This is a genomic window from Cellulomonas sp. P22 (assembly GCF_044392165.1).
Genome location: NZ_JBISBW010000002.1, coordinates 387722 through 412190 on the forward strand (window position 1 = coordinate 387722; position 24469 = coordinate 412190).

At 73.3% G+C, this 24469-nt stretch carries 22 protein-coding genes; 6 read left to right on the top strand and 16 right to left on the bottom strand.

Annotation, left to right across the window (positions count from 1 at the left end; all coding sequences use genetic code 11):
- Positions 1–57: 57 nt before the first annotated feature.
- A complete protein-coding gene (locus ACGIF2_RS02515; protein WP_396043105.1) occupies positions 58–429 on the bottom strand; it encodes a hypothetical protein in 372 nt (123 codons plus the stop codon).
- Positions 430–522: 93 nt separating this feature from the next.
- The gene (locus ACGIF2_RS02520; RefSeq protein WP_396043107.1) at positions 523–1341 is read right to left on the bottom strand and encodes a UbiA family prenyltransferase; all 819 of its coding nucleotides are present in this window, start codon (positions 1339–1341) and stop codon (positions 523–525) included.
- Positions 1342–1560: 219 nt separating this feature from the next.
- Here ACGIF2_RS02520 and ACGIF2_RS02525 point away from each other — a divergent pair, with 219 nt between their 5' ends.
- The 6 genes from ACGIF2_RS02525 (at position 1561) to ACGIF2_RS02550 (ending at position 8055) form a co-directional block, all read left to right on the top strand.
- Positions 1561–2637 carry a type III polyketide synthase gene (locus ACGIF2_RS02525; RefSeq protein WP_396043109.1) on the top strand — a complete coding sequence of 359 codons (1077 nt, stop codon included), beginning with the start codon at positions 1561–1563 and terminating at the stop codon, positions 2635–2637.
- Positions 2634–3176 (top strand): isoprenylcysteine carboxyl methyltransferase family protein, encoded by a 543-nt coding sequence (locus ACGIF2_RS02530; RefSeq protein WP_396043111.1) that lies wholly within the window; start codon positions 2634–2636, stop codon positions 3174–3176. The genes ACGIF2_RS02525 and ACGIF2_RS02530 overlap by 4 nt, the downstream gene beginning before the upstream one ends.
- Positions 3173–4210, top strand: a complete 1038-nt coding sequence (locus tag ACGIF2_RS02535; protein WP_396043113.1) for an NAD(P)/FAD-dependent oxidoreductase — start codon at positions 3173–3175, stop codon at positions 4208–4210. Before ACGIF2_RS02530 ends, ACGIF2_RS02535 begins: the two co-directional genes overlap by 4 nt.
- A 157-nt stretch (positions 4211–4367) precedes the next feature.
- Positions 4368–5894 (top strand): MmgE/PrpD family protein, encoded by a 1527-nt coding sequence (locus tag ACGIF2_RS02540; RefSeq protein ID WP_396043115.1) that lies wholly within the window; start codon positions 4368–4370, stop codon positions 5892–5894.
- Entirely contained in the window at positions 5894–6787 is an 894-nt protein-coding gene (gene prpB, locus ACGIF2_RS02545; RefSeq protein ID WP_396043118.1) for a methylisocitrate lyase, read from the top strand. Before ACGIF2_RS02540 ends, prpB begins: the two co-directional genes overlap by 1 nt.
- 77 nt (positions 6788–6864) lie before the next feature.
- Complete coding sequence (locus tag ACGIF2_RS02550) at positions 6865–8055, top strand: bifunctional 2-methylcitrate synthase/citrate synthase (RefSeq protein ID WP_396043120.1); 1191 nt, start codon at positions 6865–6867, stop codon at positions 8053–8055.
- A gap of 84 nt (positions 8056–8139) precedes the next feature.
- Here ACGIF2_RS02550 and pyk read toward each other — a convergent pair whose 3' ends face one another.
- The 14 genes from pyk to hisI all read right to left on the bottom strand — a co-directional run bounded on the left by pyk (position 8140) and on the right by hisI (position 24461).
- Positions 8140–9576 carry a pyruvate kinase gene (gene pyk, locus ACGIF2_RS02555; RefSeq protein WP_396043122.1) on the bottom strand — a complete coding sequence of 479 codons (1437 nt, stop codon included), beginning with the start codon at positions 9574–9576 and terminating at the stop codon, positions 8140–8142.
- Positions 9577–9666: 90 nt separating this feature from the next.
- A complete protein-coding gene (locus tag ACGIF2_RS02560) occupies positions 9667–11151 on the bottom strand; it encodes a glutamate synthase subunit beta (protein WP_396043125.1) in 1485 nt (494 codons plus the stop codon).
- On the bottom strand, positions 11144–15709 hold the full coding sequence (gene gltB / locus ACGIF2_RS02565) for a glutamate synthase large subunit (RefSeq protein WP_396043127.1): 4566 nt from the start codon (positions 15707–15709) through the stop codon (positions 11144–11146). The genes ACGIF2_RS02560 and gltB overlap by 8 nt, the downstream gene beginning before the upstream one ends.
- Before the next feature lie 148 nt (positions 15710–15857).
- A complete protein-coding gene (gene lgt / locus ACGIF2_RS02570) occupies positions 15858–16748 on the bottom strand; it encodes a prolipoprotein diacylglyceryl transferase (RefSeq protein ID WP_396043129.1) in 891 nt (296 codons plus the stop codon).
- Complete coding sequence (gene trpA, locus ACGIF2_RS02575; protein WP_396043131.1) at positions 16745–17584, bottom strand: tryptophan synthase subunit alpha; 840 nt, start codon at positions 17582–17584, stop codon at positions 16745–16747. Before trpA ends, lgt begins: the two co-directional genes overlap by 4 nt.
- The gene (gene trpB, locus ACGIF2_RS02580) at positions 17581–18861 is read right to left on the bottom strand and encodes a tryptophan synthase subunit beta (protein WP_396043133.1); all 1281 of its coding nucleotides are present in this window, start codon (positions 18859–18861) and stop codon (positions 17581–17583) included. Before trpB ends, trpA begins: the two co-directional genes overlap by 4 nt.
- Positions 18858–19670: an indole-3-glycerol phosphate synthase TrpC gene (trpC, locus tag ACGIF2_RS02585; RefSeq protein ID WP_396043135.1), complete on the bottom strand. Its 813-nt coding sequence runs from the start codon at positions 19668–19670 to the stop codon at positions 18858–18860. Before trpC ends, trpB begins: the two co-directional genes overlap by 4 nt.
- Before the next feature lie 128 nt (positions 19671–19798).
- Complete coding sequence (locus ACGIF2_RS02590) at positions 19799–20218, bottom strand: DUF4190 domain-containing protein (protein ID WP_396043137.1); 420 nt, start codon at positions 20216–20218, stop codon at positions 19799–19801.
- Positions 20219–20265: 47 nt separating this feature from the next.
- Positions 20266–20733, bottom strand: a complete 468-nt coding sequence (locus ACGIF2_RS02595) for a DUF2752 domain-containing protein (protein ID WP_396043356.1) — start codon at positions 20731–20733, stop codon at positions 20266–20268.
- A gap of 21 nt (positions 20734–20754) precedes the next feature.
- Entirely contained in the window at positions 20755–21306 is a 552-nt protein-coding gene (locus ACGIF2_RS02600) for a DUF4190 domain-containing protein (RefSeq protein WP_396043139.1), read from the bottom strand.
- A gap of 122 nt (positions 21307–21428) precedes the next feature.
- Positions 21429–21680, bottom strand: coding sequence for an HGxxPAAW family protein (locus ACGIF2_RS02605; RefSeq protein ID WP_396043141.1), 252 nt, complete (start codon positions 21678–21680; stop codon positions 21429–21431).
- A 161-nt stretch (positions 21681–21841) separates the two neighbouring features.
- Positions 21842–22468: a Trp biosynthesis-associated membrane protein gene (locus tag ACGIF2_RS02610; RefSeq protein ID WP_396043143.1), complete on the bottom strand. Its 627-nt coding sequence runs from the start codon at positions 22466–22468 to the stop codon at positions 21842–21844.
- On the bottom strand, positions 22465–24036 hold the full coding sequence (locus ACGIF2_RS02615; protein WP_396043145.1) for an anthranilate synthase component I: 1572 nt from the start codon (positions 24034–24036) through the stop codon (positions 22465–22467). The genes ACGIF2_RS02610 and ACGIF2_RS02615 overlap by 4 nt, the downstream gene beginning before the upstream one ends.
- Positions 24033–24461, bottom strand: coding sequence for a phosphoribosyl-AMP cyclohydrolase (gene hisI, locus ACGIF2_RS02620; RefSeq protein WP_396043147.1), 429 nt, complete (start codon positions 24459–24461; stop codon positions 24033–24035). The genes ACGIF2_RS02615 and hisI overlap by 4 nt, the downstream gene beginning before the upstream one ends.
- Positions 24462–24469: the final 8 nt, after the last annotated feature.

Genomic DNA, 24469 nt, shown 5'->3' on the forward strand with positions numbered 1-24469 from the left:
ACTATTTCACCCGATTTGTCCTGTCCAACCGGTAGCGCGATCTGCTATGAGCAACCCTCAACGCAGCAGGTCAGCCTCGGGAACCGAGAGGTGCACGACCCCGTCGACGACACCCTGCACCTGGTCCCCGGAGGCGTAGAGGTGCCGCCCCCCGAGGTGGTGCCGGTCGATCCGCAGGTACCCGAGACGGGCCAGCTCCTCCTGAGCCTGCCTCGGCAGCCGCCCTTCGCCCGTGATCGCGGCGGCCACGGCACCGATGACCCCACCTTCACGCTGGGGCTCCTCACCCTCGGCGGTCACCGCCTCGGGATCCCCCATGTGCACGTCCCCGACCTTGCCGACCTTCTGCCCGCCCGGGTCGACGACCTCCATGCCCTCACGCACCTGCGCGATCGGGCCCGGTTCGCCGAACGGAAGCCTCTCAGTCATGGTGGTCCCCTTCGTTCGCTGCCTCGCACGACGCCGTCATCGGCAATTCACGCTATGCCCGAGATGTCCGGATCGCCCGCGCTCGTCCCGCCCTCAGGGCAGCAGCCGCCCCGCGGCGACGAGCAGCACGACGTCGACCCCAGCGACGGCGATGACGAGCAGGAACGGCACCCGGCTGCGCGGGCGGAGCACGGCGACGGTGCACGCGGCCACCGCGAGCGCTGCGGCCACCGCGAGACCCACGAGCCCCGCGGCGCCGGGCGCACCCCCGCGCCCGAGCACGAGGCACCCGGTCGCCGTCACGAGGGCCGCGCAGGCCACCAGGCTCGACACCCGAGGGCCCCAGCGGTGCGGGAGCCCGCGCACACCCGTGCTCGCGTCGTCCTCCAGATCGGGCACCACGTTCGCGAGGTGCGCACCGACCCCCAGCAGCGCACCTCCGGCGGGCGCCCACCACGGGGGGACCGGGGCGCCGGGCAGCGCCCCGACGACGAACACCGGGATGAGCCCGAACGAGACGGCGTAGGGCAGCCAGGACCACACCGTGCCCTTGAGCCGCAGGTTGTAGGCCCACGCCGAGGCCACCGCCACGAGGTGCAGACCCCCCGACCACCAGCCGAGCCCGGCCGAGAGGAGCACGCACGCGAGCAGTGCGACGAACGCCGCGGTGCGCACCTCGGCGACCCGGACCGCGCCCCGGGCGAGGGGCTTGTCGGTGCGGGCCACCGCGGTGTCGCGGGCCGCGTCGAGCCAGTCGTTCGACCACCCGACCGAGAGCTGGCCGGCCAGGACCGCGAGCCCGAGCACCCACCAGGTCCGCACGGGCGACCCCACCCCGATCGCGAGCGCCGTCGCGAGGGCCGTGACCGCGACGGTCGGCGCCGGGTGGCTCGCGCCCAGCAGCGCGCGCACACCGTCGCTGCGTCGTCGCGGCCGATGACCCGCGGCGACAGGTGCCGGACGCACCGCGGACCCACCCGACGCCGGCGCAGCGGGACGCACGCCTGGACCGGCTTCCTGACCGCTCACGCCGACCACCCCCGCGCCGAGCCTAGGGCGCGGTGGTGGTCGACGCGCGCGTCGGTGGCCCTCTCCCGCGACGTGCGGACCTCGGCGTGGCACGATGCCGAAATGTCCCGGATCGTCGCGGTCTCCCCGGTGCTCCCCGTGCACGCCTACGACCAGGCGACGATCACGGCCGTGATCGCGCCGCTGCTCACGTCCGACCCGGTGCGACAGGCCGCGATCCAGCGGCTTCACACCGCGAGCGGTGTGCGCACCCGGCACCTCGCCCTCCCCCTCGAGCGGTACGTCGAGCCGATGTCGTTCGGGCAGGGCAACGACGTGTTCATCGAGGTCGGTCTCGACCTGGCCGAGGACGCCGTGCGGCGCGGCCTGAAGTCTGCGGGCCTGGCCCCCGACGACGTCGACCTGCTGCTGTTCACGTCGGTCACCGGCATCGCGGCCCCGTCGCTGGACGCCCTGCTCGCCGGACGCCTCGGGATGCGACCGGACGTCAAGCGGATCCCGGTCTTCGGCCTGGGCTGCGTCGCCGGGGCCGCGGGCATCGCCCGGCTGCACGACCACCTCGCGGGCCACCCCGACGACGTCGCTGTGCTCGTCTCGGTCGAGCTGTGCTCGCTCACGCTCCAGCGCGACGACGACTCGCTCGCCAACGCCGTCTCGAGCGGCCTGTTCGGCGACGGCGCGGCGGCCGTGGTCATGGCCGGCGCGCGCCGGGCCCGTGAGCTCGGGCTGCCGGGGCCCGATGTGCTCGCGACCCGCAGCTGCCTGTTCCCGGGCACCGAGGGCCTGCTGGGCTGGGACGTGGTGGACACGGGGTTCCGCATCGTGCTCTCACCGACCCTGCCCGACGTGGTGGGCACCCACCTGGGTCCCGCGGTCACCTCGTTCCTCGCGGCGCAGGGCCTCGCGACCGATGACGTCCGCACGTGGCTCGCGCACACCGGCGGCCCCCGGATCCTCGACGCCGCAGGTCGCTCGCTCGGCCTGCCGCCGGCTGCACTGGCCCGCAGCCGCGCGGGCCTCGAGCGGGCGGGGAACCTCTCGTCGTCCGGGGTGCTGCACGTGCTGGCCGATGCGCTCGCGGGGCACGACGCCCCGCCGGGCTCGCCCGCGGTGCTGTTCGCGATCGGGCCGGGCGTGAGCGCCGAGCTCGTGCTGCTGCGCTGGGACGCGCCGTCATGAGCAGCGTGACGCTCTTCGTGCTGCTGGTCGGCGCTGTCGCCGTCGAGCGCCTCGTCGAGCTGGTCGTGGCGCGCCGCCACGCCGCGTGGGCGCTCGCCCGGGGCGGTGTCGAGCTCGGCGCGGGCCACTACCCCGCCATGGTCGCGCTGCACACGGGTCTGCTCGTGGCCTGCGTGGTCGAGGTGCTGGGCCTGGACCGTCCCTTCGTGCCCGCGTGGGGCTGGGCCGCGCTCGCCCTCGCCCTCGCGAGCCAGGTGCTGCGCTGGTGGTGCGTGCGCACGCTCGGCCCGCAGTGGAACACCCGCATCCTCGTGGTGCCCGGACTCGCGCTCGTGGCACGCGGGCCGTACCGGTGGCTGCGGCACCCCAACTACGTCGCGGTGGTCGTCGAGGGCGCGGCGCTCCCGCTCGTGCACTCGGCGTGGCTCACGGCGCTGGGCTTCACCGTCCTGAACGCCGTGCTGCTGCTCGGGTTCCGCATCCCGGCCGAGGAGCGCGCTCTCGACGCGGCGACCACCGACGTCGCGAGCCCCGCATGAGGCCCGAGGTCGACGTCCTGGTGGTGGGCGGCGGCCCGATCGGGCTCGCCACGGCGATCGAGGCCCGGCTGGCAGGGCTGACCGCGATGGTCCTGGAGGCCCGGCGGGGCACCGTCGACAAGGCGTGCGGCGAAGGGCTGATGCCGGGGGCCGTGCAGGCGCTGGCCCGGCTCGACGTGCACCCTCCGGGGCAGCCGTTCCACGGCATCGCGTACGTCCAGGGCGCGCGCCGCGCCGAGCACCGGTTCGCGGGACGGCCCGGCCTCGGGGTGCGCCGCACCGTGCTGCACGCCACCCTCGCGCTGCGTGCGGCACAGCTCGGGATCGAGGTGCGTCACGTGCGCGTCACCGACCTGGCGCAGGACGCGCAGGGCGTGCGGGTCGCGGGGGTCGAGGCCCGGTGGCTGCTGGCCTGCGACGGGCTGCACTCGCGGGTGCGCCAGCTCACGGGCCTCGCCCTGACGTCGCCGCGCACCGCCGCGCGGGCGCGGCGACGCTTCGGGCTGCGCCGGCACTACGTCGTGGCACCGTGGAGCGACCTGGTCGAGGTGCACTGGGCACGCGACGTCGAGGCGTACGTGACCCCGGTCGCGCCCGACCTGGTCGGGGTCGCGGTCCTCGGGCCGCCCGGGCTCGACCACCACGACGCGGTCGCCGCCGTGCCCGCGCTCCGTGAACGGCTCGCCGGTGCCCCGGTGCACGGCACGCTGCGTGGCGCAGGTCCGCTGCTGCAGCGCACCGTGCGCCGATCGGCCGGGCGGGTGCGACTGGTCGGCGACGCCTCGGGGTACGTCGACGCGCTGACCGGCGAGGGGGTACGGGTCGGGCTCGCTCAGGCGCGCGCGGCCGTCGCCACGCTCGACGCGGGGAACGACGCCTACGAGGCGGCCTGGTCGGCTGCGACGCGCGACTACCGGGTGCTGACCACGGGCCTGCTCGCCGCGGCCCGCTCCCCGCTGCGCGGGGCCATCGTTCCCGCCGCGGTAGCCCTGCCCCGGGTGTTCGGCGGCGTGGTGGACCGGCTGGCTCGCTGACGACTTGAGCACCCGATGCATGCATCCGGTACCTCACGCCCGCTCCACCGGCGCGGGGCCGCGACATCGGCGACGAACGTGCATGCATCGGGCACGCGAGAGGTCTAGGGTGCGAGACCACCGGCCCGGGCGACCCGACCACCCTGGAGGGCACAGCATGAGCCCGACCCGCACCGTGCGCGTGCACCCGAGCGCGGACCGGCTCGAGCGCAAGGACCAGCTGGCCTGGGCGCTCGCCGAGGTCGCCGCCGACGACGCCCCCGTCGACGCCGACGTCGCCGAGATGGTGGTCAACCGGCTCGTGGACGACACCGCCGTCGCCGTGGCAGCGCTCACCCGGGCACCCGTCGCCGCGGCACGCGCCCAGGCGCTCACCCACGGACCGTCGTCGGGCGGCCCCGGGTCCACGGTGCTCGGGGTCACGCCCGGTGTGCGCACGAGCCCCGAGTGGGCCGCGTGGGCCAACGGCGTGGCGGTGCGCGAGCTCGACCTCCACGACACGTTCCTGGCGGCGGACTACGCGCACCCGGGCGACACCATCCCCCCGCTGCTGGCCGTCGCCCAGCACGTCGGTGCGAGCGGCCACGACCTGCTGCGCGCGATCGTGACGGCGTACGAGGTCCAGGTCGCCCTCGTGCGCGCCATCTGCCTGCACCGCCACCGGATCGACCACGTGGCCCACCTGGGCCCGGCGGTCGCCGCGGGCCTGGGCACGCTGCTGCACCTGGACCCCGAGGTGACGTTCCACGCGATCGGCCAGGCGCTGCACACCACGACGGCGACCCGTCAGTCGCGCAAGGGCGAGATCTCGACGTGGAAGGCCTACGCACCGGCCTTCGCGGGCAAGGTCGCGGTCGAGGCCGTCGACCGGGCGATGCGGGGGCAGACGTCACCGAGCCCGGTGTACGAGGGCGAGGACGGCGTGGTCGCGTGGCTGCTCGACGGGCCCGACGCGCGGTACGAGGTGGCCCTCCCCGCCCCCGGCGAACCCCGGCGCTCGATCCTCGAGACGTACACGAAGGAGCACTCGGCCGAGTACCAGTCGCAGGCCCCCATCGACCTCGCGCGTCGTCTGCACCACGAGCACCCCGAGGTCGGTGACCCCGCGCAGGTCCGCTCGATCGTGCTGCACACGTCGCACCACACGCACCACGTGATCGGCTCGGGCGCCCACGACCCGCAGAAGTACGACCCGACGGCCACGCGCGAGACGCTCGACCACTCGATCCCGTACGTCCTGGCCGTCGCGCTCCAGGACGGTGCCTGGCACCACGTCGCGTCCTACCTGCCCGAACGCGCCCAGCGGCCCGACACCGTCGCCCTGTGGCAGCGGGTCAGCACGGTCGAGGACCCCGCGTGGACGGCCCGGTACCACGCGACCGACCCCGCCGAACGGGCGTTCGGCGGCCGGCTCGAGATCACCCTGGAGGACGGTCGCGTGCTCGTCGAAGAGATCGCCGTGGCCGACGCGCACCCGCTCGGCACGCGCCCGTTCACCCGCCCGCAGTACGTCGCGAAGCTGCGCACGCTCGCCCACGACGTGCTCGACGACGCCGAGGTGCAGCGGTTCCTGGGCGTCGCCGAACGCCTCGCGACCCTGCAGCCCGGCGAGCTGGCCGGGCTCGGCGTCACGGCCCGTGCAGGCCTGCTCGAGTCCGTCGTCTCACCCGAGGGGCTGTTCTGATGCTGTACGCGAGCGCGACCCCGTCCGCCAAGCGCCGCACGCTGCGCGAACGTCTCGCGAGCGGTGACCTGCTGCAGCTGCCCGGCGCGTTCAGCCCGCTCACCGCGCGGCTCGTCGAGGCCAAGGGTTTCGACGGCGTCTACGTCTCGGGGGCCGCGCTCGCGGCCGACCTGGGGCTGCCGGACATCGGGCTGACCACCGCGAGCGAGGTCGCTGTGCGCGCGGGCCAGATCGCCCGCATGACCGACCTGCCGACCCTGGTCGACGCCGACACGGGCTTCGGCGAGCCCATGAACGTCGCACGCACGGTGCAGGGGCTCGAGGACGCGGGCGTCGCCGGCTGCCACGTCGAGGACCAGGTCAACCCCAAGCGCTGCGGCCACCTCGACGGCAAGCAGGTGGTCGACGTCGCGACGGCGGTGCAGCGCATCCACGCGGCCGTCGCCGGGCGGCGCGACCCCGACTTCCTCGTCATGGCCCGCACCGACGTGCGTGCCACCGACGGGATCGACGCGGCGATCGACCGGGCCAAGGCGCTGGTCGACGCGGGGGCGGACGCGGTCTTCCCCGAGGCGCTCGTCGGTGTCCGCGAGCTGGCGCGGTTCCGGGCCGCGATCGACGTGCCCCTGCTCGCCAACATGACCGAGTTCGGCAAGGGCGAGCTGCTCACCGCGCGCGAGCTGACCGATCTGGGCTACAACATGGTGATCTATCCCGTGACGCTGCTGCGGCTCGCGATGGGCGCCGCGGGCGCTGGTCTCGACGAGATCCGCGCGACCGGCACGCAGCAGGGACTGCTCGGGCGCATGCAGCACCGGTCCGAGCTGTACGACCTGGTCGACTACGCCGGCTACGGCCTGTTCGACGAGGGGATCTACACCTTCCGGCTCTGAGGTCCCGGCCCCGGGCGCCCGGCCCGCTCGCACCCCCGCTCCCGCACCGCACCCGTCAACGACGATGGAGGCACGTGATGACGACCGACGAGACCACCGGGACGACCGGGACGACCGGAACCGCGACCGCCCCGACCACCCCGACCGCTCCCCCGACCCTCGAGGTCCGCCGCGGCCTGGGTGGCGTGGTGGTGGACACGACCCAGATCTCCGCGGTCGACCCCACGTCCGACTCGCTGCTCTACCGCGGGTACCCCGTGCAGCAGCTCGCCGCGGGGTGCTCGTTCGAGCAGGTCGCCCACCTGCTGTGGTCCGGCGAGCTGCCCGACGAGACGCAGCTCGCGGCGCTCGAGCACGACGAGCGGACCCAGCGCGCGCTGCCGGACCCGGTGGTCGACGCCGTGCTCGCACTGCCCCGGCACGCGCACCCGATGGACGCGGTCCGGACGGCCGTGAGCGTCATGGGAGCGTTCGACGAGGCCGGCGAGGACCCCTCTCCCGAGGCCGACCTGGCCCGCTCCGTACGGCTCCTGGCGCGGCTGCCCGGCGTGGTGGCCCTCGACCAGCGTCGACGCCGTGGCCTCGACCCGGTCGCTCCTCGCGAGGACCTGGGCTACGCCGCGAACTTCCTGCACGTGACGTTCGGTGCGGTGCCCGACGCGAGGGTGGTGCGCTCGTTCGAGGTGTCGATGGTGCTCTACGCCGAGCACTCGTTCAACGCCTCGACGTTCGCCGCGCGGGTCATCGCCTCGACGCTCTCGGACCTGCACTCCGCTGTCACGGGTGCGGTGGGCGCTCTCAAGGGGCCGCTGCACGGCGGCGCCAACGAGGCCGTCATGACGGCGTTCGAGCAGATCGGCACGGCCGACCGCGTCGACGCGTGGCTCACCGCGGCCCTCGCCCGCAAGGAGAAGATCATGGGCTTCGGGCACCGGGTGTACCGCGACGGGGACTCGCGGGTGCCCACCATGAAGGCCGAGCTCGACGCGCTGACGGCCGCGACGGGCCGCGACGACCTGGCTGCGCTGTACGACGCGCTCGAGGCCGCGATGGCCGCGCGCACGGGCATCCGGCCCAACCTCGACTACCCCACGGGTCCGGCGTTCCACCTCATGGGCTTCGACACCCCGACGTTCACGCCCTTGTTCGCCGCGAGCCGCGTGGTGGGCTGGACCGCGCACGTGCGCGAGCAGCTCGCGCACAACGCGCTCATCCGCCCCCTGAGCCGCTACACCGGGCCGGCCCGTCGCGACGTGCCCGCCGCCTGACGGACCCCCGCGCGGCACCCCGCGCAGGGACGGCGAAGGCCCCCGGGGAAACGTCCCCGGGGGCCTTCGTCAGGCTGCGGTGCGTCAGGCGATACGGCCCGACGTCGCCTCGTCGTCACCGATCTTGTGCACGACGATCGAGTTGGTCGAGCCGACCTCGCCGACCGGCGTACCGGCGACGACGACGACGTAGTCGCCCAGCTCCACGAGACCGTTGGCGCGCAGGGTCGAGTCGACCTGCTTGACCATCGCGTCGGTGCTCGCGACCGGCGGCACCTCGTAGGACTGCACGCCCCAGCTCAGCGACAGCACGTTGCGGATCGAGCGCTCGGGCGTGAAGGCCACCAGCGGGATCGAGGCGCGCAGACGCGACATGCGACGGGCCGAGTCGCCCGACTGCGTGAACGTCACGAGGTACTTGACGTCGAGCGTCTCGCCGATCTCGGCGGCCGCACGCGTGATCGCACCACCGCGCGTGTGCGGGGTCGAGCCGAGGGGCGCGATGCGCTCCCGACCCATCTCCTCGGTGACCTCGATGATGCGTGCCATGGTGCGCACGGCCTCGATCGGGTAGTCACCGACGCTGGTCTCGCCCGAGAGCATGACGGCGTCCGCACCGTCGAGCACGGCGTTGGCGCAGTCCGAGGCCTCGGCGCGCGTCGGACGCGGGGCCGAGATCATGGACTCGAGCACCTGCGTCGCGACGATGACGGGCTTGGCCGCACGGCGGGCCAGCTCGACCGCACGCTTCTGGACGAGCGGGACCTGCTCGAGGGGCAGCTCGACGCCCAGGTCGCCACGGGCGACCATGATGCCGTCGAACGCGGCGACGATCTCGACGAGGTTGTCGACGGCCTGCGGCTTCTCGACCTTGGCGATGACGGGGAGGACCCGGCCCTCCTCCTCCATGATCCGACGCACGTCGTCGTAGTCCGCCGCGCTGCGCACGAAGGACAGCGCGATGATGTCGGCGCCCGTCCGGATGGCCCAGCGGAGGTCGGACTCGTCCTTGTCGCTCATCGCGGGCACGGAGACCGCGACGCCGGGCAGGTTGAGGCCCTTGTTGTTCGAGACGGGGCCGGCGACCTCGACGCGAGTGACGACGCGGGGGCCGTCGACCTCGATGATGCGGACCAGCACGCGGCCGTCGTCGATGAGGATCGGGTCACCCACGCGGGCGTCGTTCGGCAGACCCTTGTGGGTCGTGGAGACGAGCTCCTTGGTGCCGGGGACGTCCTCGGTGGTGATCGTGAAGATGTCGCCCACGGCGAGCTCGTGCTTGCCCTCGACGAAACGGCCGAGGCGGATCTTGGGACCCTGCAGGTCGACGAGCACCGCGACGGAACGACCCGACGCCTGCGCGGCTGCGCGGACGTTGTCGTACACGCGCTGGTGCACCTCGGTGTCACCGTGGCTGCGGTTCAGCCGCGCCACGTCCATCCCGGCGTCGACCAGTGCCTGGATCTGTTCGGCGGACTCCGTCGCGGGTCCGATGGTGCAGACGATCTTTGCTCTACGCATGGGGCAAGCCTAGGCCTTTCGTGGGTATCTGGTTCGGGACCGAACGTCCCAGCCAGTGTTCCCACCGACCGGTAACGACGTCGATCGGGTCTAGGGGCGCAACGCCACCGTCCGTGCGGTGACGGGCGCGGGGAGCTCGGTGCTCCCCGAGAGGTACGTGTCGACGGCCGCGGCCGCGGCGCGGCCCTCGGCGATCGCCCACACGATGAGGGACTGACCACGTCCGGCGTCACCGGCGACGAACAGGCCGGGGACGGACGTCGCGAAGTCGTCGGTCCGCTCGACGAGACCGCGTGCGGTCAGGGCCGCACCCGTCTGCCCGACGAGCGAGGCGGTCTCGGGTCCGGTGAAGCCCATCGCGATGAGCACGAGGTCGGCCGGGATGTCGTGCTCGGTGCCCGGCGTGGGCACCCGGCGACCGTCCGGCAGGTACTCCGTGGTCGCGAGCCGCAGCCCGCGCACGTGCCCGGAGTCGGCACCCTCGCCGCCGATGAACGCGACGGTCGACGCGAGGTAGCTGCGCTCGCCGCCCTCCTCGTGCGAGGACGACACCTCGAACAGGATCGGGTCGGTGGGCCAGGGCTGGTTCGCGGGCCGCTCGGTGGGTGGACGCTTGCCGATCGCGAGGGTCGTGACCGACGCGGCCTGCTGGCGCAGCGCCGTCCCGAGGCAGTCCGAGCCGGTGTCGCCGCCGCCGATGATGATGACGTGCTTGCCGGTGGCCGTGATCTGGTCCGGCACGTCGTGCCCCGCGACCACGGAGTTCGCCTGGTGCAGGTAGTCCATCGCGACGTGCACGCCCTCGAGCTCACGACCCGGCAGCGACAGCTCGCGCGGGACCGTGGCGCCCGTGGCGACGACGACCGCGTCGAACCGTGCGCGCAGCTCGTCCCAGGACAGGTCGCGGCCGATCTCGACGCCCGGACGGAACCGGGTGCCCTCGGCACGCATCTGCTCCAGCCGGCGCTCGATGTGGCGCTTCTCGAGCTTGAAGTCGGGCACGCCGTACCGCAGCAGGCCACCGATCGCGTCGTCCCGCTCGTACACCGCGACCGTGTGCCCGGCGCGGGTGAGCTGCTGGGCGACCGCGAGACCCGCCGGGCCCGAACCGACCACCGCGACCGTGTGCCCTGTCAGACGCTGCGGCACCTGCGGCGTCACGAGGCCACGGTCGAAAGCCTCGTCGATGATCGAGACCTCGACGTTCTTGATCGTGACGGGCGGCTGGTTGATGCCCAGCACGCAGCTCGACTCGCACGGCGCCGGGCAGATGCGGCCCGTGAACTCCGGGAAGTTGTTGGTCGCGTGCAGGCGGTCGCTCGCGTCGGCCCACTGCCCGCGCCACACCAGGTCGTTCCACTCGGGGATCAGGTTCCCGAGCGGGCAGCCGTTGTGGCAGAACGGGATGCCGCAGTCCATGCAGCGTCCCGCCTGGCGCGTGAGCACTGCTGTGTCCTCGGGGTGCCCGGCGCGGTGCTCGTGCACCTCGCGCCAGTCCATCAGACGCACGGGCACGGGACGGTTCGCCGGGAGCTCGCGCTCACGGACCGTCAGGAAGCCACGAGGGTCAGCCACGGGCCACCTCCAGGATCTCGTTCCAGACACCGGGCGCTGCCGGGTCGAGGCCGTCGGCCTCGGCCTGGGCCAGCGCGCGGCGCACTCGGGCGTACTCGGTGGGCACGACACGGGTCAGCCGGGCGCGGGTGGCGCCCAGGTCCGCGAGCAGCTCCTCGGCCACGGGCGACCCCGTCTCGTCGGCGTGACGACGCAGCAGCCCCTCGACGAGCGCCACGTCCTCGTCGTCGAGAGGCTCGAGCGCGAGCTCCCCCGAGGCGAGCGCGGCGGTGTTGAGCAGCGCCGGGTCGACGTCGAGCAGGTACGCGGTGCCGCCCGACATCCCGGCGGCGAAGTTGCGCCCGGTGGGACCCAGCACGAGGACGGTGCCGCCCGTCATGTACTCGCAGCCGTGGTCGCCCACGCCCTCGACCACGAGCGTGGCCCCCGAGTTCCGCACCGCGAACCGTTCGCCCACGAGGCCGCGCACGAACAGCTCGCCCGAGGTCGCGCCATAGCCGATCACGTTGCCCGCGACGACGTTGTTGCCGCCCGAGAGCACGGCGCTGCGGTCGGGCCGCACCACGATGCGCCCTCCCGAGAGGCCCTTGCCGACGTAGTCGTTCGCGTCGCCGAGCAGCCGCAGCGTGATGCCGCGGGGCAGGAACGCCCCGAACGACTGGCCCGCCGATCCGGTCAGCGTCACGTCGATCGTGCCGTCGGGCAGCCCCGCACCCCCGGTGCGCCGGGTGACCTCGTGGCCCAGCATGGTGCCCACCGTGCGGTTGACGTTGCGCACGGGCAGCGTGACCTGCACCGGCGTGCCGTGCTCGAGCGCGTCCGCGGCCTGCGCGATCAGCTGGTTGTCGAGCGCGCGGGCGAGCCCGTGGTCCTGGTCGCGGGTGTGGTGCAGCGCCGATCCCTCGACGGGCTGCGGCACGGCGAGCACGGGCTCCAGGTCGAGACCCTCGGCCTTCCAGTGGTCGATCGCGGGGCGCGTGTCGAGCAGCTCGACGTGGCCCACGGCCTCGAGGATGCTGCGGAAGCCGAGCCGCGCGAGCAGCTCACGGACCTCCTGCGCGATGTACTCGAAGAACGTCACGACGAACTCGGGCTTGCCCGTGAACCGCTCACGCAGCTCCGGGTTCTGCGTGGCGACGCCGACCGGGCACGTGTCGAGGTGGCACACGCGCATCATGACGCAGCCCGAGACCACGAGCGGCGCGGTCGCGAAGCCGAACTCCTCGGCGCCGAGCAGCGCGCCGATGACCACGTCGCGACCCGTCTTGAGCTGGCCGTCGACCTGCACGACCACGCGGTCGCGCAGGTTGTTCAGCACCAGCGTCTGCTGCGTCTCCGCGAGGCCGATCTCCCACGGGGTGCCCGCGTGCTTGAGCGACGTCAGCGGGCTCGCGCCCGTGCCGCCGTCGTGACCCGAGATGAGCACCACGTCCGAGTGCGCCTTGGCCACACCGGCGGCGACCGTCCCGACGCCGAACTCGCTCACGAGCTTGGTGTGGATGCGGGCGCGCGGGTTCGCGTTCTTCGCGTCGTGGATGAGCTGCGCGAGGTCCTCGATCGAGTAGATGTCGTGGTGCGGCGGGGGCGAGATCAGGCCGACGCCGGGCGTCGAGTGCCGGGTCTTCGCGACCCACGGGTACACCTTGTGACCGGGGAGCTGACCGCCCTCGCCCGGCTTGGCGCCCTGGGCGAGCTTGATCTGGATGTCGTCGGCGAACGTCAGGTACTCCGACGTGACGCCGAACCGGCCCGAGGCGATCTGCTTGATCGCGCTGCGACGCTCGGGGTCGTGCAGCCGCTCAGGGTCCTCACCACCCTCACCGGTGTTCGAGCGCGCACCGATGCTGTTCATCGCGATGGCGAGCGTCTCGTGCGCCTCGGCCGAGATCGAGCCGTAGGACATGGCGCCCGTGTTGAACCGCTTGACGATCTCGCTGACCGGCTCCACCTCGTCGATCGGCACGGGCGTGCGCTCGCCCTCCTTGAACTGCAGGAGGCCGCGCAGCGTCATGAGCCGCGAGGACTGCTCGTCGACCCGCTTCGAGTACTCGCGGAACACGTCGAACTGGCGCGTGCGCGTCGAGTGCTGCAGACGGAAGACGGTCTCGGGGTCGAACAGGTGCTCCTCGCCGTCGCGGCGCCACTGGTACTCGCCGCCCACCGCGAGGCGCTGGTGCGGCTGCCGGTTGCCGCTCGCCGGGTAGGCGTCGGCGTGCCGGGCCGCGACCTCGGCCGCGATGACGTCGAGCCCGACGCCGCCCAGCCGGCTCGTGGTCCCCGTGAAGTAGCGGTCCACGAGGGCGTTCGAGAGCCCGATCGCCTCGAAGACCTGCGCGGCGCGGTACGACGCGATCGTCGAGATGCCCATCTTCGACATGACCTTCAGGACGCCCTTGCCGAGCGCCTTGATGAGGTTCTTGACGGCCTGCTCGGGCTCGACGCCCGGCAGGTAGCCGCTACGGGCGAGGTCCTCGACCGTCTCCATCGCGAGGTACGGGTTGACCGCTGCCGCGCCGTAGCCGATCAGCAGCGCGGCGTGGTGCACCTCACGCACGTCGCCGGCCTCGACCACGAGCGAGACCTGCGTGCGCGTGTGGCGGCGCAGCAGGTGGTGGTGCACAGCGCTCGAGAGCAGCAGCGACGGGATCGGCGCGAGGTCGGCGTCGCCGTCGCGGTCCGAGAGCACGATGAAGCTGACGCCCGCGGCCACGGCCCGGTCGACCTCGGCGAAGATCTCCTCGAGACGACGCTCGAGAGCAGCTCCCCCGCCGTCGACCTTGTACAGGCCGCGCACCATCACCGAACGGAAGACGCCCGCGAGACGCGGGTCCTTGTCGATGCGCACGATCTTCGCGAGCGCGTCGTTGTCGATCACCGGGAACGGCAGCACGAGCTTGCGTGCGTGCTCGGGCAGGTCCTCGAGGAGGTTCGGCTCGGGGCCGATCGCGCCGCCGATCGCGGTCACGAGCTCCTCACGGATCGCGTCGAGCGGCGGGTTCGTGACCTGAGCGAACATCTGCGTGAAGTAGTCGAACAGCAGCCGCGGACGCTGCGAGAGCACAGCGACCGGGGTGTCCGACCCCATCGCGCCGAGCGGCTCGGCGCCCGTGGCCGCGATCGGGCTCAGGATGATCTTGAGCTCTTCCTCGGTGTAGCCGAAGGCGCGCTGGCGCCGGCGCACCGAGGCGGCGGAGTGCGCGACGTGCTCGCGCTCGGGCAGCTGGTCGAGGTAGATCGAGTTGTCGCGGACCCACTGCGCATAGGGACGCTGCGCCGCGAGCTGGGCCTTGACCTCCTCGTCCTCGATGATCCGGCCCTGGCCCGTGTCGACCAGGAACATCCGGCCCGGCTCGAGCCGGCCCTTGCGCACGATCGTCGACGGGTCGAGGTCGAGCACGCCGGCCTCGGAGGCCATCACGACGAGCCCGTCCTCGGTCACCCAGAAGCGGCCCGGGCGCAGGCCGTTGCGGTCCTGCACGGACCCGATGAGCGTGCCGTCGGTGAACGTCATGGCCGCGGGGCCGTCCCACGGCTCCATGAGCGTGGAGTGGTACTCGTAGAACGCGCGCCGGTCCGGGTCCATCTGGGCGTGGTTCTCCCACGCCTCCGGGATCATCATCATGACGGCGTGCGGCAGCGAGCGGCCGGCCAGGTGCAGCAGCTCGAGCACCTCGTCGAAGCTGCCCGAGTCCGAGCCTCCGGGCGTGCAGACCGGCAGCAGCGGGGCCAGGTCGCCGAGGACCTCGCTCGACAGCGTGCCCTCGCGCGCGGCCATCCAGTTCCGGTTGCCGCGCACGGTGTTGATCTCACCGTTGTGCGCCACGATCCGGAACGGCTGCGCGAGCGGCCACGACGGGAAGGTGTTGGTCGAGAACCGCGAGTGCACCAGCGCGAGCTCGCTCGCGTAGCGCGGGTCCGACAGGTCGGCGAAGAACGGCTCGAGCTGGCTCGTGGTCAGCATGCCCTTGTACGTCAGGGTCCGGGCCGACAGCGAGGCGAAGTAGACGCCGAGCTCGCGCTCCGCACGCTTGCGCAGCCGGAACGCCCGACGGTCCAGGTCGATGTCGGCGAGCTCGCGTGACGGGTCGGCCACGACGAGGTGCTTGAAGACGGGCATCGACGCGCGGGCGGTGGGGCCCACGAGGTCGGCCGTGACAGCGATGTCGCGCCAGGCCAGGACGTCGAGCTTCTCCTCGGAGGCGATCGCCTCGATCGCGCGCACGGCGGCCGCCTGCTCGGTGGCGTCGACCGGCAAGAACGCCATGCCGATCGCGTAGCGGCCGACGGGCGGCAGCTCCGCGTCGACCACGTCGCGCAGGAACGCGTCGGGGATCTGCGTGAGGATGCCCGCGCCGTCGCCGCTGTCCGGCTCGGCGCCGACCGCGCCACGGTGGTCCAGGTTGAGCAGGGCCGTCAGGCCCGCGTCGACGATGTCGCGCCCGGGCGTGCCGCGCAGGGTCGCGACGAACGCGAACCCGCAGGCGTCGTGCTCAGCCACCGGGTCGTACAGACCCTGCGACGTCGGTGCGCGCAGCACACCGGGGGTCACCGTGGACATCAGCACCGTCCTCAGAACCCCGAGACCGGGGCATAGCGACAACAGGGAGGGAAACGTGGGTCGCCATTGGCCCGAGCGTCACACGACGATACCCGGCCCCGGAGAGCCAGGTCACATCGCCGTGGTGAGGGACCACCGCCCGCCGCGGTCAGCGAGCGGAGTCGGGTGCACTCTCTTCGGACTCCTGCGAGGCCGGTGACGCCAGCAGGAGTGTCGTCTCGCGTCCAGGATGCCGACGTCCGACCACCACGAACGCTACCAGCGCGCCGAGCCACACCACGATCGACGTCCAGACGTTGAGCCGGAACGGCCCGATCATGTGGGCCGGGTCGATGCGCAGCAGCTCGATCCACAGCCGCCCGGTGGTGTAGACCACGACGTACAGCCAGAACACGCGCCCGTGGCCGAGCCGGTAGCGCCGGTCGATCCAGATGAGCAGCGCGGCGCCCGCGAGGTTCCACAGCATCTCGTAGAGGAACGTCGGATGGAACAGCGTGCCCGACTCGTAGCCGGCGGGCAGGTGCAGGTCGTCGATGCGCAACCCCCAGGGCAGCGTCGTCGGGCCACCGAACAGCTCCTGGTTGAACCAGTTGCCCAGCCGCCCGACGGCCTGCGCCACGAGCAGCCCGGGGGCCAGCGCGTCGGCGAACGGTGCCAGGCGCACACCCAGGCGTCGGCACCCGATCCAGGCCCCGACCGCACCGAAGGCCACGGCCCCCCAGATCCCGAGCCCGCCCTCCCAGACCGCGAACGCGCTCCAGGGGTCGCCCCCCTTGCCGAAGTACTGATCGGGCGAGGAGATCACGTGGTACATGCGACCTCCGACGATGCCGAACGGCACCGCCCAGAACGCGATGTCGAGCACGTCGTCGGACTTGCCACCGCGCGCGACCCAGCGCCGCTGGGTCATGTACACCGCGACGGCGATGCCGAGCAGGATCGACAGGGAGTACCCCCGCAGCGGGAACGGTCCCAGGTGCCAGACCGACTCGGGCGGGCTCGGGATGGCGCCCGGGACGACCAGCGCGGCGAGGGTCATCGGCGGGCTCCGCGGACTCCGGCGGCGAGCGCGGCGGTGACCTCGGCCAGCCGGTCCAGCCCGCCCACGGGGTCGTCCGCCTGCTCCTGCACGGCGCGCACCAGCGCGGAGCCGACGATCACGCCGTCGGCGTACCGGGCGACCTCGGCCGCCTGCTCGGGACGCGAGACGCCGAGCCCCACGCACACGTGCTCGGCGCCGGCGGCGCGGGTGTCCGCGACCAGCTGCTCGGCGCGCACGCCGACTGTCGCCCGCTCGCCCGTGACACCCATCGTGGAGGCGGCGTAGACGAAGCCCGAGCAGGCGGCCGCGGTCGACGCGAGCCGCTCGGGGGTCGAGCTCGGTGCGACCAGGAAGACCCGGTCGAGGTCGTGCTGCTGCGAGGCGGCGATCCAGTCAGCCCCCTCGTCGGGGATGAGGTCGGGGGTGATGAGACCGGCCCCACCGGCCGCGGCGAGGTCGCGGGCGAACGCGTCGACGCCGTAGCGCAGCACAGGGTTCCAGTACGTCATGACGAGCACGGGGGCGCCGGCGGCCGCGATCCGCTCGACGGCGCCGAAGACGTCCCGGACCCGGGTCCCGCCGGCGAGCGAGCGCTCGGCGGCGTACTGGATCGTCGGTCCGTCCATGCCGGGGTCGGAGTACGGCAGGCCGAGCTCGACCACGTCCGCACCGGCCTCGACCATCGCCACGGCCGCGTCGACCGAGCGGGCGACGTCGGGGAACCCGAGGGGCAGGTAGCCGACGAGCGCGGCACGCCCCGGGGCGCCGTCCTCCCCCGCCGCGAGCCGGGTGAGCAGGTCGCCCGTGCGCCGACGGGTCTGGGTGAGGCTCACAGCTGGGTCCCCTCGTCGAGGTTCGGGACGGCGTCGGCGTCGATGAGGCCGAACCACTCGGCCGCGGTGGCCACGTCCTTGTCACCCCGACCCGAGAGGTTCACGAGGATGACGGGCTCGCTGCCGTCGGCGACCGTCCAGGACTTCGCCTCGGCGCCGATCTGGATCGCGCCCGCGAGCGCGTGGGCGGACTCGATCGCGGGGATGATGCCCTCGGTCCGGCACAGCAGCCGGAACGCCTCCATCGCCTCGACGTCGTTGACCGGTCGGTAGTCGACCCGGCCGATCTCGTGGAGCCACGCGTGCTCGGGGCCGACGCTCGGGTAGTCGAGGCCCGCCGAGATCGAGTGGCTGGGCAGGGTCTGCCCGTCCTCGTCCTGGAGCAGGTACGACTTCGCGCCCTGGAGCACGCCCGGCGAGCCGCCGCTGAACCGCGCCGCGTGGCGCCCGGTGTCGATCCCTTCGCCGCCCGCCTCGAACCCGAACAGCCGCACGCCCGGGTCGTCGAGGAACGCGTTGAAGACGCCCATGGCGTTGGAGCCGCCACCGACGCACGCGGCGACCGCGTCAGGCAGGCGGCCGATCTCGTCGGCCAGCTGCGCCTTCGCCTCCTCGCCGATGATCTTGTGGAAGTCGCGCACCATCTCCGGGAACGGGTGCGGTCCCGTGACGGTGCCGAGCAGGTAGTGGGTCGTCTCGACGTTCGCGACCCAGTCGCGGAACGCCTCGTTGATGGCGTCCTTGAGGGTGCGCGACCCGATCGTCACGGGGATGACCTCGGCGCCGAGGAGCCGCATGCGGGCGACGTTGAGGGCCTGCCGGCGGGTGTCCTCCTCTCCCATGTAGATCGTGCACTCGAGGTCCATCAGCGCGGCGGCCGTGGCGGTGGCCACGCCGTGCTGCCCGGCCCCGGTCTCGGCGATGACGCGCGTCTTGCCCATGCGCTTGACCAGGAGCGCCTGCCCGAGCACGTTGTTGATCTTGTGCGAGCCGGTGTGGTTGAGGTCCTCACGCTTGAGGAAGACGCGGACGCCCTCGCCCACGTGCCGCGCGAACCGCGGCACCTCGGTGAGCGGGCTCGGCCGCCCGGTGTACGTCTTGTGCAGGCGTGCGAGCTGGGCCCCGAACGCGGGGTCGGCGAGCGCCTTGTGGTACTCCGTCTCGAGCTCGTCGAGGGCCGCGATCAGCGCCTCGGGCACGAAGCGGCCGCCGAAGTCCCCGTAGTAGGGGCCGGCGTGCGTGGACAGCGGACCAGGGGTGGGGTGCTGACCGGTCACTGGCGCACCGCCCGCAGCGAGGGGTGCGCACCGGCGGCGACGAGGTCGGCGACCGACTCGCGCGGCGCGTCGTCGGTCACGAGGGCCTCGCCCACCAGCACCGTGTCCGCGCCCGCGCGGGCGTAGTCCATGACGTCGTGGGGGCCGCGCACGCCGGACTCCGCGACCCGGACGATGCCCGCCGGGATCGACGGGGCGACCCGGGCGAAGGTGCCCCGGTCCACGTCGAGGGTCTTGAGGTTGCGGGCGTTCACGCCGATGACCCGCGCCCCGGCGTCCGCCGCCCGGGCGACCTCCTCGGCGTCGTGGACCTCGACGAGGGCCGTCATGCCGAGCGAGTGCACGCGCTCGACGAGCGAGGTCAGGACCGTCTGCTCGAGCGCCGCGACGATGAGCAGCACCAGGTCGGCGCCGTGCGCACGGGCCTCCCACACCTGGTAGGGGGTGACCACGAAGTCCTTGCGGAGCACCGGGATGTCGACCGCCGCGCGGACCGAGTCGAGGTCGGCGAGCGAGCCGTTGAACTTGCGCTGCTCGGTGAGCACCGAGATCGCCGTGGCGCCGCCCTTCTCGTACTCGGCGGCGAGGGCTGCCGGGTCGGCGATCGCGGCGAGCGCGCCGCGGCTCGGGCTCGAGCGCTTGACCTCGGCGATCACTGTCACGGCGTCCTCGACGCGCAGCCGTGAGACGCACTCCTTGGCCTCGGGCATGCGGGCCGCCCGCTCCTTGAGCGCCGCGAGCGGGGTCGCCGCCTCGCGGACGGCCAGGTCCTCCCTGACCCCCGCGACGATGTCGTCGAGAACTGTCATGACGCCTCAATCCCCCTTCGGTGCCCGCCCCGCCGTCCGGGTCGACGGCGAGGTCCCCCTCCGGCCATCGTAGGGGCGAGGGCGAGAGCCTCCGACCAGCGGCCACACCCTGGGACCACCCCGGCAGGCTAGCCCTGCCAGCCGAGCGAATGAGCCCCCGCGAAGACGCCCGCGAGCACCAGCGGGGCCAGGACCGCGAACACGACGCCGACCGCGCCCAGCACGATCGAGATCCACCCGAGCACGACCCCTGCGGACGCCAGCCCGGGATTGTTCGCCTCCCCCGCGGCCACAGCCTGCTTGGCCTTGTTCCCGAGCACGACCGCGGGGATGCCCGTGAAGAACAGGCACCCGAGCACGAACGACGCGATGCCGAGCACGAGCGACCAGACAGCCAGATCGTTGCGCGGGTACGCGTACCCGGGTGCGTAGCCCGGGTAGGGCTGACCCGCGGCGTACGGGTACGGACCCGGGTACGGCTGACCGGTGGGGTGCTGACCGGGGTACGGGTCGCCCGGGTCCGGCCGACCCGCCTGCTCGTCGCTCATCGCACGCTGCTCTCTCTCGTCATCCGAAGGTCAGGCGAGCGTAGGGCTCAGGGGGCGAGCCAGGGGGCCAGAACGGGGACGTTGCGCAGCGCCGAGTAGCCCAGCACCACGACGAGCAGCAGCCACGCGGTCCAGGTCCGCGGCCGCCGGTCCGGCGCGGGGGTGCTGCCCCGCCACGAGCCGACCACCCACCGCGTCCACAGCACCCCGAGCAGCGGGACGGTGAGCACCCACAACGGGTTCATCGCCCAGGCACCCGCGAGGTCACCGTGCGCGAGGTCGTGCGTCGCCCGCAGGCCACCGCACCCGGCGCAGTACAGACCGGTCAGGCGCAGCAGCGGGCAGATCGCGTAGTGCCCGGGGGTGTGCGGGTCCACGAGGGCGACGTACAGCGTCGCGGCCCCCGTCAGCGCTGCGACCGCCACGGGCCCACGCAGCCGTCCCCAGCGGGCTGCGAGCGTGCCCGACGCAGCACGGCCCGCCTCCGTGGTCGGGGGCGGGCCGTGCTCGGTCACGTCAGGCAAGGGGCAGCAGGCTCAGTAGCTCGTGCCCATGTCGTTCACGCTGCTCCAGTCGCCGTTCGCGATGGCGATGACGATGACGATCCCGAGGAGGATCGACAGGATCGTCGCGATCCAGCCGAGGATGATGCCCGCGGTCGCCATCCCGCCGTTGTTCGCCTCACCGGCAGTCACGGCCTTCTTGGCCTTGTTGCCGACGATGATGGCCGGGATGCCGGTGAACAGCCCGCACGACAGCACGAACGCCACGATGCCCAGCACGAGCGACCACACCGCGAGGCTGTTCTTCGGGTACCCGTACGCGGGCTGCCCGTAGCCGGGCTGCGCGCCGTACTGCGGGGCCCCCGGGTACTGCGGCGCCCCCGGGTACTGAGGCGCACCGTACTGCGGCGCGGCCGGGTACTGCGGCTGCTGCGGCGTCGTGGGCTGCTGGGGCGCGCCGTACGGGGGCGCGGCCGGCGGCGGCTGCTGCTGCTCGCCACCGCTGGGCGGTGTGGGCGGCGTGCCCGGCTGCTCGGGCTGGTCGCCGGTGCTGTACGGGTCCTGCGGCTCGTTCGGGGTCGACATCGTCACTCCTGGAGTCTCGCCGACGGGTTCGCCGGTCAGGATCAGATCGGTTTGCGGCCCTGATCAGCGTGAAGGCCGTTCACGAAGACTAGCGGCGCGCGGCCGGACCCGAGCCCGATCCTTCAGTGTGCGCCGTTGGCGGCCTGCTTGGCGAGCGTTTGGGCTCCGCCCTGGCCGTGGCCCAGGATCTGCAGGACCTTGCCCACGAGGAGCCCGACGACGATGACGACCATGCCGGCCCAGAACAGCCACGGCTGGGCGAACACGATCGCCAGGCCTGCGACCAGGAACCCGACGAGCACGAAGATCACAGTGGTCCACGCGGCGGTCGTGTGCCCGTGGTTGGTCGGAGGCGCGAGCGGAGGAAGGGTCACCGTCTCTTCGGAGGTGGAACCCGTCGGGGCCACTCCCCCGGGACGACGTTCGACAGTCTTGTCGGCCATGTGGCAGCGCCTTTCGTTTCAGGGTTCTGCTGGACAGCCTATATCGGACCAGCTCGTCTCGGCGCGCGGCCGGCGAGGCCTGCCGTGCGGGGTCAGGTGGGGTCGTCGCCCCGGGTCAACGCGTCCCAGGCGGCCTGGTCGTCGTCGGGTCCGGGCAGGGCTGTCTCCGCGCCGGCGCCCGCGCCGGCGGCGACGGTCGTGTGACGTCGCGTCGGGCGCGGCCAGCGGCGGGAGGAGCGCACCACGACGCCCGCCGCGAGCAGGTCCACGAGCCCGATCGCGAGCACGACCCACGGCCAGGCGGTGAGCGTCACGGGTGCGGCGAGCGCACCGACGCCGGTGACGGCCGCGGCGACGACCTCGGCCGCGGGCTCCGGCGCCGACACGACATCGAGCGTCGACCACACCACCACGCCACCGGCGGCAGCGACGACCCCCACGACCACCCAGCGACCGATGCGCCCCACCAGGCCGACCGCGGCAGCCGCGGCGAGCAGCACCACAGCCGCGGCGATCACCCCGGGGGCTGCCTGCGTGCCGGTCACGTCGACCGGGACCTGGCCCTCGAGCGCGCTGGTGCCCTGCGTGCGCAGCCACACCGGCACCGCACCGAGCGCCGTGAGGCCCGCGAGCAGCGCCAGGAGCAGGGCGACGCGTCCGCGGCCACCGCCCCGGGACGACGAGCCCCGCGAGGCGACCTGTGAGGGAGCCGTCGTCATCGGCGGACCGCCCGCAGCCGCGCCGCGACCTGCACGGCCCGGACCGCGGCGGCCGCCTTGTTGCGCGACTCCTCGTACTCAAGTGCCGGCACCGAGTCGGCGACGATGCCACCACCGGCCTGGACGCTCGCGCGGCCGTCCCGGATGAGGGCCGTGCGGATCGCGATGGCCATGTCCATGTCGCCCGCGAGGTCGAAGTAGCCGACCGTCCCGCCGTAGATCCCGCGCCGCGCCGGCTCGATCTCGTCGATCAGGGCGATCGCGCGCGGCTTGGGCGCCCCGGACAGGGTGCCCGCGGGGAACGTCGCGACGAGCGTCTGCAGGGCCGTCGCGCCCTCCCGCAGGTGCCCGACGACCGTCGAGCAGATGTGCATGATGTGGCTGAAGCGCTTGACCTCCATGAACTCCACGACCTCGACGCTGGCCGGCTCGCACACCTTGACCAGGTCGTTGCGCGAGAGGTCGACCAGCATGAGGTGCTCGGCGCGCTCCTTGGGGTCGGCGAGCAGCTCGTCGACGAGCTCCTTGTCGTGCTCGGGGTCCACGCCACGGGGCCGGGAGCCCGCGATCGGGAACGTGACGACCCGGCCGTCGGTGACCTTGACGAGCGTCTCGGGGCTCGAGCCCACCACCGCGAAGCCCTTGCCGTCGGCGTCCTCGAGCTGGAGGTAGTACATGTACGGGCTCGGGTTGATGGTGCGCAGCACCCGGTAGACGTCGATCGGGTCGGCCGGGCAGTCGAGGTCGAGGCGCTGGGACAGCACCACCTGGAAGACCTCGCCGTCGTGGATGGCCTCCTGGCCAGCGCGCACCGAGTCCTCGAAGTCGGCGCGCGTGGTGCGGAACTCGAGCTCGGGCTCGGGCACGTCCGCGAGCTCGGCCGCGGCGGGGGGCGCGGGGTGCAGCAGCCCCTGCTGCATCGCGTCGAGGCGGGCGAGCGCGTCGGTGTGCGCCTCGTCGACCCGCTCGTCGGTGTCGTCGAAGTTGATCGCGTTCGCGACGAGCCACACCGAGCCGTCGTGGTGGTCGACGACCGCGAGGTCGCTCACCAGGCACATCGTCAGCTCGGGGACGCCGAGCTCATCGGGGGCCTGCGCGGGCAGCGTCGGCTCCCAGTGCCGCACGACGTCCCAGCCGAGCGCTCCGACCAGGCCGCCGGTGAGCGGGGGCAGGCCCGGCACCGCGGGGGTCCGCAGCACCTCGAGCGTCTCGCCGAGCACAGCGACCGGGTCACCCTCGAGCGGCACGCCCACGGGCACGTCGCCGTGCCACACGGCGCGTCCGGCCCGCGTCGTGAGCGTCGCGCGCGAGCGCACCCCCACGAACGAGTAGCGCGACCACGTGCCGTCCGACTCGGCCGACTCGAGCACGAACGTGCCGGGACGACCCTGCGCGAGCGTCCGGTACAGCCCGACGGGCGTCACGTCGTCGGCGAGCAGCCGGCGGACGACGGGCACCACCCGGCGCCCCGCGGCGAGCGAGCGGAACTCTGCCAGGAGCGGCCACGTCGCACCCCACGGGACCTCGACCGGGGTGGTGGTCGCGGCGGGGGCGGCAGGCGCGCTCATGAGGCTCCTTCGGTGGTCGGCGAGACGGGACGGTGGCCGACGGCGGCGGGCAGCGGGCCCCCGGCCTCGAAGCACGTGCGGGTGCCGGTGTGGCAGGCGGCCCCGACCTGGTCGACCTGGACGAGGAGCGCGTCGCCGTCGCAGTCGAGGCTCACCGACTTGACGTACTGGGCGTGGCCCGAGGTGTCGCCCTTGCGCCAGTACTCCTGGCGCGAGCGGCTCCAGAACGTCACCCGTCCCGAGGTGAGCGTGCGGTGCAGCGCCTCGTCGTCCATCCACCCGACCATGAGGACCTCACCGGTGTCGTGCTGCTGGACCACGGCGGCGACGAGCCCGGCGGCATCGCGCCGGAGCCGGGCGGCGATCGCCGGGTCGAGCCCGTCGGCGGGGACAGGTGCGGGGGCGGAGGACGAGGGTGCGGGCACGGGAGGAT